We start from the raw sequence: 11,660 nt of genomic DNA on the forward strand, positions 1-11,660 counted from the left end.
GCCGTCCGCTCAGGCGGCGGGGACGACGCCGATCGACCGCTCGACCGCCCCGGCGGGGATCTCCGGCGGTGTCCCGCCGAACGCCGGGCACAGCGCCTTGAACGAGCACCAGTCGCACAGCTTCGAGGTCCGCGGACGCCAGTCGCCCGACCGGGCAGCGTCCTCGATGCCGGCCCAGATGGACCGCACGCGGGCCTCGATGGTGGCCATCTCCTGCTCGGTGGGCTCGTGCGTGAGGATGACGCCGTCGCCGAGGTACTCGAGCTGGAGGCGCTTGGGCAGCACCCCGCGGGTGCGCCAGATGACGTAGGCGTAGAAGCGCATCTGGAACAGCGCCGAGCTCTCGAACCCTGCGCGCGGGGACCGGCCGGTCTTGTAGTCGACCACCCGGACCCACCCGTTGGGCGCGACGTCGACGCGGTCCACGATGCCCCGCAGCAGGGGGCCGCCCTCCTCGAGCTCCGTCGACACCAGGAGCTCGCGCTCGCGCGGCTCGATGCGCGTCGGGTCCTCGAGCGTGAAGTACGTCGCCAGCAGGGCCTCGGCGCTGGTCAGCCACTCGGCCAGGTCGGCCGGCTCCGCGAACATCTCGCCGACGTCCGGGTTGCTCTCGAGCAGCGCGGCCCACTGCTCCGGCAGCAGCCCGTGCGCGGCGGCGAGGGTGCGCTCGGTGGCGGGGAGGTCGAAGAGGTGCTCGAGCACGGCGTGCACGAGCGTGCCGCGCGCCGCGGCCGAGCTGGGCGGCTCGGGCAGGCGGTCGATCACGCGGAACCGGAAGAGCTGGGGGCACTGCAGGAAGTCGTTGGCGCGGGACGGCGACAGCCCGGGGCGCGACGGCGGACGCGGCGACGCGGCCTCCTCGACGGCCGCCTCGACCAGCTCCTCGACGGCGTCGTCGGCACCCGCCACGGCGTCGGGCGCGGGGTCGGGGGCGGCGTCGGAGGCGTCTTGGTCGAGGTGCTGCACGGTCACGGGTCGAGCGTAGGCGCCGCCACCGACACACCGGCCCGTCGACCCACCGACCCGACACCTACGCTGGACCGGTGAGCACCCCGCGACCCCCGGCACGACGGACGTCCGGCTGGGTGATCGGCCGGGTGGTCGGCGCCCCGATCATCCTGGCGCCCAGCTGGCTGATCGCCGCCGTCGTGCTCACGCTCATCTTCGCGCCGAGCGTGCGCGCGCGGTCGGAGAACCTCGGGGCGCTCGTCTACCTGGTGGCGCTCGGGTTCGTCGTCCTGCTGTTCGCTTCCGTTCTCGTGCACGAGCTCGCCCACGGGCTGATGGCCCGGGCGCGCGGGCAGCAGCCGCGGGAGTTCGTCCTCACGCTCTGGGGCGGGCACACGGCCTTCGGCGGCGCGACGCCGACCCCGGCCAGCAGCGCGCTCATCGCCGTCGTCGGCCCGATCGCGAACCTCGTGCTGGCTGCCGGCTTCTACGCGGTGGCGCGGCCGACCGACGCGGTGAGCCTCGTCGGCCTGCTGCTGTGGTCCGGCTGCGTCACCAACGCGTTCGTCGGGCTGTTCAACCTGGTCCCCGGCCTGCCGCTCGACGGCGGGTACCTGCTCGAGGCTGCCGTGTGGGCGGTGACCAAGAACCGGCACACGGGGACGGTCGCGGCCGGCTGGGTCGGGCGCGGCGTGGCGGTCGCGTTCTTCGCGTGGGCGCTGGTGCTGCCCCTGATGCAGGGCCGCCAGCCGAGCCTGCCCGACGTGGTCTGGGCGGCCCTCATCGGCGCGTTCCTGTGGTCGGGGGCGTCCGCGGCGGTGCGCGGAGGGCGGTCGCAGAAGGCCGTCGGGCAGCTCACGGTGGCGTCCGTCGGCCGGCGGGCGGTGGGCGTCGGGTACACGGAGTCGATCGCGCACGCCGGCGCTCTCGCGGCAGCAGCGGGGGCCGACGAGGTCGTCATCCTGTCTCCGGACGGCCGACCCTCGGCGTACGTCGACCGCGCCGCGGCGGCCTCGGTCCCCACCGACGTCGCCGGGACCACCGCCGTGACCAGCGTGGCCGTCCCGCTCCCCGTCGGCGCCGTCGTCGACGGCACCCTCTCCGGGCAGGACCTGGTCACGGCCGTCGGGCGTGCCACGGAGCACTCGCCCGTCGTGGCGGCGGTCGTGGACGGTCGCGTGGTCGGCCTGATCCGCGCGATGGACGTCGTGGCCGCCATCCGCTCCTAGACTCGGGGACCGTGAACCCCGACCAGACGTCCACCGGGGCCGCGCAGCGTCGCGGCCTCTTCCGCGCGGGCGACCGCGTGCAGCTCACCGACCCGCGCGGCCGGCTGCACACGATCACGCTGGCCGAGGGAGCCTCGTTCCACACCCACCGCGGCTACCTGAGCCACGACCTGCTGCTCGGTGCGCCCGAGGGGTCCGTCGTCCGCAACACCGCCGGCATCGAGTACCTCGCCGTGCGCCCCCTGCTCGCGGACTACGTGCTGTCGATGCCGCGCGGCGCGGCCGTCGTCTATCCCAAGGACTCCGGCCAGATCGTCGCGATGGCGGACATCTACCCGGGCGCCCGCGTCATCGAGGCCGGTGTCGGCTCCGGTGCGCTCACGATGTCGCTCCTGCGTGCGGTCGGCGACGGCGGCTCGCTGCACTCGATCGAGCGTCGCGAGGACTTCGCAGCGATCGCGCGGGGCAACGTCGAGGGCTTCTTCGGCGGTCCGCACCCGGCGTGGGAGCTGTCGGTCGGCGACCTGTCCGACGTCCTGCCGACCGTGGCCGAGCCCGGCAGCGTCGACCGCGTCGTGCTCGACATGCTGGCGCCGTGGGAGAACCTCGACGCGGTCGCGACCGCGCTCGCGCCCGGCGGCGTGTTCATCTCGTACGTCGCCACGACGACGCAGCTGTCGCGGCTGGCCGAGGACATCCGCACCGACGGCCGCTACACGGAGCCGGAGGCGTGGGAGTCGATGGTCCGCGGCTGGCACCTCGAGGGGCTGGCCGTCCGACCCCAGCACCGGATGATCGGGCACACCGGCTTCCTGCTGACCACGCGGCGTCTCGCGGACGGCGTGGACGCCCCGCAGCGTCGTCGTCGACCCGCCAAGGGCGCGTACCCGGTGGCTGCCGACGGCGCTCCCGCGGTGGACGACTCCGAGCTCTGGTCGCCGGAGGCCATGGGGGAGCGGCTGGTCTCGGACAAGAAGCTGCGCCGCGCGCGCCGCGACGTCGGCCAGGCGCCCCCCACCCCGTGACCGGGATGTCCGCCCGTCGAGAACTCTGAGCGCGTCGGGCCCGTGAGTGTTGACACTGGTGGTTAGGGTCGTCGGACCAGCAGGCACAGCGCGGTGCACGGTGGGAACGGAGTGACGACCACGCGCGACGCGGAACGGAGGCCGACGAGATGACCGATCCGGCTGCCCCTGGGCGGGACCTGCACCGAGAGCTGAGCGTGCTGGCGGCGAAGAACGAGCGTCTCAGCGACGCTCTCGTCGCAGCCCGCGAGCAGATCATCGACCTCAAGAAGCAGGTCGACGACCTGGCCAAGCCCCCCGGCACGTACGCCACGTTCCTCGGCGCCCGCGCCGACGGCACGGTGGACATCGTGTCGTCGGGCCGCAAGATGCACGTCGGCGCCAGCCCGTCGCTGGACGTCGCCCGCCTGCTTCCCGGGCAGGAGGTCATGCTCAACGAGGCCCTGACGGTGGTCGAGGCCGGCGGGTACGAGCAGGTCGGCGAGCTGGTCACGGTCAAGGAGCTGCTCGGCCCGGACCGCGCGCTCGTCGTCGGGCGCGGGGACGAGGAGCGCGTCGTGCGCTTCGCCGGCCAGGTGCTGGACACCGGCGTGCGGATCGGCGACGCGCTGACGATCGACTCGCGCAGCGGCTTCGTGTTCGAGGTGATCCCGCGCGCCGAGGTCGAGGAGCTGGTGCTCGAAGAGGTCCCGGACATCGACTACGCCGACATCGGTGGCCTCGGCCCGCAGATCGAGGCGATCCGCGACGCCGTCGAGCTGCCGTTCCTGCACCCTGAGCTGTTCCTCGAGCACGGGCTCAAGCCGCCGAAGGGCGTGCTGCTCTACGGCCCGCCCGGGTGCGGCAAGACGCTCATCGCGAAGGCGGTCGCGCACTCGCTCGCGGCCACGGCCGCGGCGGCCCGCGGGGAGTCCACGGCGGACACCAAGAGCTTCTTCCTCAACGTCAAGGGCCCGGAGCTGCTCAACAAGTACGTCGGCGAGACCGAGCGGCACATCCGGCTGATCTTCGCCCGGGCGCGCGAGAAGGCGTCGCAGGGGCACCCGGTCGTCGTGTTCTTCGACGAGATGGAGTCGCTGTTCCGCACCCGCGGCACGGGGGTCTCCAGCGACGTCGAGACGACGATCGTGCCGCAGCTGCTGAGCGAGATCGACGGCGTCGAGCGGCTCGAGAACGTCATCGTCATCGGCGCCTCGAACCGCGAGGACATGATCGACCCGGCCATCCTGCGGCCGGGCCGGCTCGACGTGAAGATCAAGATCGAGCGGCCCGACGCGGAGGGCGCTCGCGAGATCTTCGGCAAGTACCTGGTGCCGACGCTGCCGATCCACCCGGACGACATCGCGGAGCACGGCGGGTCGGCCACGGCCGCCGTCGAGGCGATGATCACCCGTGTCGTCGAGCGGATGTACACCGAGAGCGACGAGAACCGGTTCCTCGAGGTCACCTACGCCAGCGGTGACAAGGAGGTCCTGTACTTCAAGGACTTCAACTCGGGCGCCATGATCCAGAACGTCGTCGACCGCGCGAAGAAGTCGGCCATCAAGGACTTCCTGAGCACCGGCCAGCGCGGCATCCGCGTCGACCACCTGCTCACGGCCTGCGTCGACGAGTTCCGCGAGAACGAGGACCTGCCCAACACGACCAACCCGGACGACTGGGCGCGCATCTCCGGCAAGAAGGGCGAGCGCATCGTCTTCATCCGGACGATCGTGCAGGGCAAGAAGGGTGCCGAGGGCTCGCGCACCATCGAGACGGTCACCAGCACGGGGCAGTACCTCTGACGGACGCGCGACACGGCGCACGGTCGCACCGCCCTAGGGTGGACACGTGACCGTGCGCCGCGTGATGGGGATCGAGACCGAGTACGGGATCCTCCAGCCCGGACGCCCCCTGGCCAACCCGATGCTGCTGTCCAGCCACGTGGTCGCGGTGCACGCCGCCGCGCGCGAGGGCGCCCGCACGAAGGCCCGCTGGGACTACGACGACGAGGACCCGCTGCACGACGCCCGCGGCTTCCACCTGCAGCGCGCCTCGGCGCACCCGTCGCTGCTCACGGACGACCCCGAGAAGCCGGCGCCGTCGGGCGACGGGCCTCAGCCCCTGCCGCGTGCGGCGACCGAGGAGTACGAGGACCCGGGCGCCGCCAACGTGATCCTCACCAACGGCGCGCGCCTGTACGTCGACCACGCCCACCCCGAGTACTCGTCGCCGGAGGTCACCAACCCGCTCGACGCGGTCCGGTGGGACCGCGCGGGCGAGCGCGTCATGCTCGCGTCGGTGCGTGCGCTGGCGTCCACCGCGGCGCTGCCCGACGTCGCGCTCTACAAGAACAACGTGGACGGCAAGGGCGCCACCTACGGCATGCACGAGAACTACCTGGTCGACCGCGCGGTCCCGTTCAGCGACCTCGCCGCCCGGCTCATCCCGTTCTTCGTCACGCGCCAGGTGTTCACCGGTGCGGGCCGCGTCGGGCTCGGCCAGCGCGGCGAGGAGCCCGGCTTCCAGCTGTCGCAGCGTGCGGACTACATGGAGGCCGAGGTCGGGCTGGAGACGACGCTGCGCCGCCCGATCATCAACACGCGCGACGAGCCGCACGCAGACCCGGACCGGTGGCGGCGCCTGCACGTGATCATCGGCGACGCGACGATGCTCGAGGTGGCCACCTACCTGCGGCTCGGCACCACGTCGCTGGTGCTCTGGCTCATCGAGCGCGCGGTCGCCGAGGGCGGCGCCGGGGGAGCCCTCGCCGCGATCGACCGCCTGACGCTGCGCGACCCGGTGCACGCGGTCCACCTGGTCAGCCACGACCTGACGCTGACCACCCGGATCGAGCTCGCGGACGGGCGCCGCCTGACGGCCCTCGAGGTGCAGTGCGAGTACCTGGACGCGGTGCGTGCGGCGCTCGCGCACGTCGGCGACGAGCCCGACCCGCAGACCACCGACGTGCTGGACCGGTGGGAGTCGGTGCTCGACCGGCTGGGCACCGATCCGGCCTCCTGCGCGCGCGAGGTCGAGTGGCTGGCCAAGCTGCGGCTGCTCGAGGGCATGAGGCGCCGGGACCGCCTGGCGTGGGACCACCCGCGGCTGGCGGCGATGGACCTGCAGTGGTCCGACGTCCGGCCCGAGCGCGGGCTCTACCACCGACTGGTCCAGGCGGGGGCGGTCGAGCTGCTGGTCAGCGCCGAGCAGGTGGCCGACGCGGTCCTGCACCCGCCGCGTGACACCCGGGCCTACTTCCGCGGCGAGGCCGTCGCGCGGTACGGCGGGGAGATCTCCGCGGCCAGCTGGGACTCGGTGGTGTTCGACGTGCCGGGCGCCGCCACGCTCCAGCGCGTGCCGATGCGCGACCCCTTGCGCGGGACGCACGCTCACGTGGGCGCCCTGCTCGACCGCAGCCCCGACGCCGCCACTCTGCTGGACGCACTGGGCGCGTAGGCGAGCACCGCCTCGCACGGGTCCCGGAGCCTCCGCCGACGGCCGAGCCCGAGCGGGCCCGACGTTCGCCCGTTCGCCCGTCCGCGCCTCGGCACGTGACCCGAGGACGTCGGAGGATGGGCCTAGGGTGGGCACCAGAACGTCGTCCGGAACTCCGGGAGGTCACCATGGCTGGTCAGGAACACGTACGCCCGCGCCGCGAGGACGAGGAGCCGGACGACGCGCCGGACACTCCCGCCCCGGCCGCGCCGAGCGCGCAGGCCCGCGATGCCGAGGTCGACGCGCTCCTGGACGAGATCGACGACGTCCTGGAGTCCAACGCCGAGCAGTTCGTGCGCGGGTTCGTCCAGAAGGGCGGGCAGTGAGCGCCGATGAGTTCTCACGACACGTCCGCCTCCGGGCGGCTGCCGCACGCGTTCACGACGCCGGGCTCGTCGTCGTTCGTGGAGTTCCTCTCCAGCCACGCCCCGCAGCTGCTGCCCGGTAACCGGCCTTCCGGGGACGTGCAGGCGCCGCACGGCACCACGATCCTGGCGCTCGCGTTCGACGGCGGGATCGTCATGGCGGGCGACCGTCGGGCGACCATGGGCTCGATGATCGCGAGCCGGGAGATCGAGAAGGTCTTCCCGGCCGACGAGTACTCCGCGGTCGGCATCGCCGGCACCGCGGGCCTCGCGGTCGAGCTCGTGCGCCTGTTCCAGCTCGAGCTCGAGCACTACGAGAAGATCGAGGGCAGCCTCCTCTCGCTCGACGGCAAGGCGAACCGCCTGGCCACGATGATCCGCGGGAACCTTGGCCTGGCCATGCAGGGGCTCGCGGTCGTCCCGCTGTTCGGCGGCTTCGACCTCGACCGGCGCATCGGCCGGATCTTCTCCTACGACGTCACCGGCGGCCGGTACGAGGAGCACGACCACCACGCGGTGGGCTCGGGCTCGGTGTTCGCGCGCGGCTCGCTCAAGAAGCTCTGGCGGCCGGGTCTCGACGCCGCCGCGGCCGTGCGGGTGGCGGTCGAGGCGCTGGTCGACGCGGCCGACGACGACTCGGCGACCGGCGGTCCGGACCACACCCGGGGCATCTGGCCGGTCGTCGCGACCGTGACGGAGTCCGGCTACCTGCGGGTCGGCGACGCCGACCTGGCCGCGGTGGCCGAGCAGGTCGAGCGGGAACGCCGACGCTCGCACGAGGGCCGCGGAGGTGCGCGATGAGCATGCCGTTCTACGTCTCGCCCGAGCAGCTCATGAAGGACCGGGCCGACTACGCGCGCAAGGGCATCGCGCGCGGCCGTTCGGTCGTGGTCCTGCAGTACGACGACGGGATCGCGTTCGCCACGGAGAACGCGTCGCGCGCGCTGCACAAGATCTCGGAGATCTACGACCGCATCGGCTTCGCGGCCGTCGGCAAGTACAACGAGTTCGAGAACCTGCGGGTGGCGGGCGTGCGCTACGCCGACCTGCGGGGCTACTCCTACGACCGTGAGGACGTCACGGCGCGCGGGCTGGCCAACGCCTACGCCCAGACGCTGGGCACCACGTTCACCACGGAGTCGAAGCCCCTCGAGGTCGAGATCGTCGTGGCCGAGGTGGGACGCGCGGCCGCGGGCGACCAGATCTACCGGCTGGCCTACGACGGTTCCGTGACCGACGAGCACGGCTACGTGGTCATGGGTGGGCAGGCGGAGCGCCTCGGCGGGCTGCTGGCCACCGAGTGGCGGGCCGGCCTGACGCTGCCCGAGGTGCTGGCGCTGGCGGTGCGGACGCTCGGCTCCCCGACCGAGGACGGCGGCGAGGCCCGCACGATCCCGGCGGCGCAGCTCGAGGTCGCGGTGCTCGACCGGACGCGTCCACGCCGGACGTTCCGACGCCTGGCCGGGGCCTTGCTCGAGGACCTGCTGGGCGCAGACTGAGGGAAGCGGACCGGGCGACGGAAGGGAGCACGGCGATGGACAGGCGGATCTTCGGCCTGGAGACGGAGTACGGCGTCACCTGCGCCGCCCAGGACGGTCGCGGGCTGTCCGCCGACGAGGTCGCGCGGTATCTGTTCCGCAAGGTCGTCGCGTGGGGCCGCTCGTCCAACGTGTTCCTGCGCAACGGGTCGCGGCTCTACCTCGACGTCGGCTCGCACCCGGAGTACGCCACGGCCGAGTGCGACGACGTGCGCCAGCTGGTCACGCACGACCGCGCCGGGGAGCGCATCCTCGAGGGACTGGTGGCGGACGCGCAGCAGCGGCTCGAGCACGAGGGGCTGCCCGGCAAGATCCACCTGTTCAAGAACAACACCGACTCCGCGGGCAACTCCTACGGCTGCCACGAGAACTACCTGGTCCGTCGCCAGGGGGACTTCTCCCGGCTGTCGGACGTGCTGGTCCCGTTCCTGATCACGCGGCAGATCCTCACCGGTGCCGGCAAGGTCCTCACCACGCCGCGGGGCGCGCTCTACTGCCTGTCGCAGCGCGCCGACCACATCTGGGAGGCGGTCTCCAGCGCGACGACCCGGTCGCGCCCCATCATCAACACGCGCGACGAGCCGCACGCCGACGCCGAGCACTACCGCCGCCTGCACGTGATCGTCGGCGACTCGTCGATGTCCGAGACCACGACCATGCTCAAAGTGGGCACGACCGACCTGCTGCTGCGGATGATCGAGGCCGGCGTGCCCATGCGCGAGATGGCGCTGGAGAACCCGATCCGAGCCATCCGGGAGATCAGCCACGACATCACGGGCATGCACCCGGTCACCATGGCGAACGGGCGGACGGTCACCGCGATCGACCTGCAGGAGGAGTACCTCACCCGGGTCACCGACTTCCTGGCGTCGGAGGGCGGGCCGAGCCCGGAGAACAAGCAGGTGCTGGACCTCTGGGAGCGCGGGCTGCGCGCGATGCGCACGGGCGACCTGTCGCTGGTGGACCGCGAGCTGGACTGGGTGATCAAGTACCGGCTGATCGAGCGGTACCGCGCCAAGCACGACCTGGAGCTGTCCGACGTCCGCGTCCAGCGCCTCGACCTCGCGTACCACGACATCTCCCGCACCGAGGGGCTCTACAACCTGCTGGCGGCGAAGGGGCTGGTGGAGCGGGTGACCACCGACCTCGAGATCTTCGAGGCGACCGCCGTCCCGCCGCAGACCACCCGCGCCAAGCTCCGTGGCGACTTCGTGCGCGCCGCACAGGACGCGCGCCGCGACTACACGGTCGACTGGGTGCACCTCAAGCTCAACGACCAGGCCCAGCGCACGGTGCTGTGCAAGGACCCGTTCCGCAGCGTGGACGAGCGGGTGGACCGGCTCATCGAGTCGATGTAGCACGCTGCAGCAGGTCGGCCGTCCAGTATCAGGCCGTACAGTGTGGCGCTCCGGAGTGGGCCAGGACTGTGAGGGTGGTGCCCGCCAGGAACCGTGATCGGAGAGGAACGACGTGCGACGACTGCAGGGCCGCGCCCTGGCCGCCGGCCTGCTGACGGCACTGCTGGCCCTCGCCGGGTGCAGCACCCCGGTGACGGAGCCGGCCGCGGTGACGGTCTCGGGCGAGCCGGGCGAGGCGCCGACGATCACGTACGTGACGCCGCTGCAGGTCGACAAGTCCCGCACGGAGCAGATCTGGAAGGGCACCGGCGCCGACCTCGTCGAGGGGACCCCGGTGCTCATCGACTTCTGGCTCGAGGACGCCACCGACGCCACGCTGGTCAAGGAGAGCTACTCCACGAACCCGACGGCGATGCTGCTGACGGAGGAGGACCTCGGGGTCGACCTGTACAACACGCTCCGCGGCCAGAAGGTCGGCGCGCGGCTGCTGCAGGTGAGCCCGGGCACGGGCTCGGGTGCGACCGACTACCCGACGGTGACCGTCGTCGACGTGCTGCCGACGCGGGCCGACGGCCAGCCCGTCCCCACCCGCCCCGATCTCCCGGCCGTCACGCTCGACGCCTCGGGGGCCCCCTCCATCACCCCGACGGGCACGGACCCGCCGAGCGAGCTGGTCGCGCAGCCGCTCATCCGGGGCACGGGGGAGCAGGTGGGCGCCAGCGACGTGGTCACCGTGCAGTACACCGGCTTCGCGTGGACGACGGGGGAGCCGTTCGACTCCACCTGGACGCACGGGCTGCCGGTGTCGTTCTCCCTGCAGGACGTGCAGGCGTGGGCCGACGGCCTGGTCGACCAGCCCGTCGGCAGCCAGGTCATGCTCGTCGTGCCCCCCACCTACGCGCTGGGCGTCACGGACAGCGAGGAGCTCGCCGGCCAGACGGTCGTCTTCGTCGTCGACATCCTGGCCACCGGCCACCCGCAGGCCGCCGGCTAGGGCGAGGGCAGCACCCGCTCGATCAGCTCGACGTCGTCCGCGTCCCCTTCGACCCGGACGTCGGCGGCGGCTCCGCGCCCCAGGAGGTAGAGCACCAGCTCGCCGACGTCGCCGCGGACGACCACCGTGCCGTGATCGTCCTTGGGCGCCCGCAGCCGGTGACGGACGCCGTCGCTGCGGACCAGGACGACCCCGACCGGGACCTTGCGCAGCCGCGAGCCGCCCGAGCGGCGCAGCTGCACCCACAGGGCGGCGACGAGGTCGGGGTCGAGCTCGCGGGGCGGCACGGGCCCGGCGCCGCGGCGGACGTCCTCGGTGTGCACGAAGAACTCGATGACGTTGGTGGAGTCGGGCGCCCAGGTGCCCGGGTGCCAGCGCGCGGCCTTGTCGGCGACGCGCGCCACCAGGTCGCGGTAGGCGCCCTCGGTCGACGCGGTGTCCGCGAGCCGCTCGATGGCCGCCTCGGCGCGGGCCGAGAGCGCCGGCACCACGATCCCGGCACCGACCATGGGCGATCGCTCGCGCAGCACGATGTGGGCCGCGAGGTGGCGCGCCTGCCAGCCCTCGCAGAGGGTCGGCGCGTCCGGCGTGACGTCCAGGAGGGCCTGCGCCAGCTGCGCGCGCTCGATCTCGTGCCAGGTCATGCCCGCAGGATCGCACGCGGGCCCGCCGCTCGCGTGACGGGTAAGCGCTCGCTCTCCCGTGAGAGGATGGGTGCACCCCCTC

At 72.8% G+C, this 11,660-nt stretch carries 11 protein-coding genes; 9 read left to right on the plus strand and 2 right to left on the minus strand.

Translation table 11 applies throughout. From position 1 onward, the window contains the following. Window positions 1-9: 9 nt before the first annotated feature. The gene (locus AC1DWH_RS17945; protein WP_477094878.1) at window positions 10-879 is read right to left on the minus strand and encodes a RecB family exonuclease; all 870 of its coding nucleotides are present in this window, start codon (window positions 877-879) and stop codon (window positions 10-12) included. 164 nt (window positions 880-1,043) lie between these two features. Here AC1DWH_RS17945 and AC1DWH_RS17950 point away from each other — a divergent pair, with 164 nt between their 5' ends. From AC1DWH_RS17950 to AC1DWH_RS17990, 9 genes are all read left to right on the plus strand, one after another. Next, window positions 1,044-2,177: a site-2 protease family protein gene (locus AC1DWH_RS17950; RefSeq protein ID WP_477094831.1), complete on the plus strand. Its 1,134-nt coding sequence runs from the start codon at window positions 1,044-1,046 to the stop codon at window positions 2,175-2,177. A gap of 11 nt (window positions 2,178-2,188) precedes the next feature. Beyond that, entirely contained in the window at window positions 2,189-3,202 is a 1,014-nt protein-coding gene (locus AC1DWH_RS17955; RefSeq protein ID WP_456844879.1) for a tRNA (adenine-N1)-methyltransferase, read from the plus strand. Between the two features lie 149 nt (window positions 3,203-3,351). After that, on the plus strand, window positions 3,352-4,986 hold the full coding sequence (gene arc / locus AC1DWH_RS17960) for a proteasome ATPase (RefSeq protein WP_477094832.1): 1,635 nt from the start codon (window positions 3,352-3,354) through the stop codon (window positions 4,984-4,986). A gap of 46 nt (window positions 4,987-5,032) precedes the next feature. Next, complete coding sequence (dop, locus tag AC1DWH_RS17965; protein ID WP_477094833.1) at window positions 5,033-6,640, plus strand: depupylase/deamidase Dop; 1,608 nt, start codon at window positions 5,033-5,035, stop codon at window positions 6,638-6,640. A 167-nt stretch (window positions 6,641-6,807) separates the two neighbouring features. Further along, entirely contained in the window at window positions 6,808-7,005 is a 198-nt protein-coding gene (locus AC1DWH_RS17970; protein WP_456844882.1) for a ubiquitin-like protein Pup, read from the plus strand. A gap of 6 nt (window positions 7,006-7,011) precedes the next feature. Continuing rightward, entirely contained in the window at window positions 7,012-7,845 is an 834-nt protein-coding gene (gene prcB, locus AC1DWH_RS17975) for a proteasome subunit beta (protein ID WP_477094834.1), read from the plus strand. Next, window positions 7,842-8,543: a proteasome subunit alpha gene (prcA, locus tag AC1DWH_RS17980; RefSeq protein ID WP_477094835.1), complete on the plus strand. Its 702-nt coding sequence runs from the start codon at window positions 7,842-7,844 to the stop codon at window positions 8,541-8,543. Before prcB ends, prcA begins: the two co-directional genes overlap by 4 nt. A gap of 35 nt (window positions 8,544-8,578) precedes the next feature. Continuing rightward, complete coding sequence (pafA, locus tag AC1DWH_RS17985) at window positions 8,579-9,940, plus strand: Pup--protein ligase (RefSeq protein WP_477094836.1); 1,362 nt, start codon at window positions 8,579-8,581, stop codon at window positions 9,938-9,940. Window positions 9,941-10,052: 112 nt separating this feature from the next. Further along, window positions 10,053-10,934 (plus strand): FKBP-type peptidyl-prolyl cis-trans isomerase, encoded by an 882-nt coding sequence (locus AC1DWH_RS17990; RefSeq protein WP_477094837.1) that lies wholly within the window; start codon window positions 10,053-10,055, stop codon window positions 10,932-10,934. On the opposite strand, the gene AC1DWH_RS17995 is transcribed toward AC1DWH_RS17990, so the two are convergent. Continuing rightward, entirely contained in the window at window positions 10,931-11,578 is a 648-nt protein-coding gene (locus AC1DWH_RS17995; RefSeq protein ID WP_477094838.1) for a TIGR03085 family metal-binding protein, read from the minus strand. The genes AC1DWH_RS17990 and AC1DWH_RS17995 overlap by 4 nt on opposite strands. Window positions 11,579-11,660: the final 82 nt, after the last annotated feature.

It is taken from the genome of Cellulomonas sp. P2_F12 (genome assembly GCF_056403775.1).

Excerpts from the sequence above, each read along its gene's own strand:
- arc (WP_477094832.1), top strand. The coding sequence starts at position 3,352 with ATGACCGATCCGGCTGCCCCTGGGCGGGACCTGCACCGAGAGCTGAGC.
- AC1DWH_RS17970 (WP_456844882.1), top strand. The coding sequence starts at position 6,808 with ATGGCTGGTCAGGAACACGTACGCCCGCGCCGCGAGGACGAGGAGCCG.
- prcB (WP_477094834.1), top strand. The coding sequence starts at position 7,012 with ATGAGTTCTCACGACACGTCCGCCTCCGGGCGGCTGCCGCACGCGTTC.
- prcA (WP_477094835.1), top strand. The coding sequence starts at position 7,842 with ATGAGCATGCCGTTCTACGTCTCGCCCGAGCAGCTCATGAAGGACCGG.
- pafA (WP_477094836.1), top strand. The coding sequence starts at position 8,579 with ATGGACAGGCGGATCTTCGGCCTGGAGACGGAGTACGGCGTCACCTGC.
- AC1DWH_RS17995 (WP_477094838.1), bottom strand. The coding sequence starts at position 11,578 with ATGACCTGGCACGAGATCGAGCGCGCGCAGCTGGCGCAGGCCCTCCTG.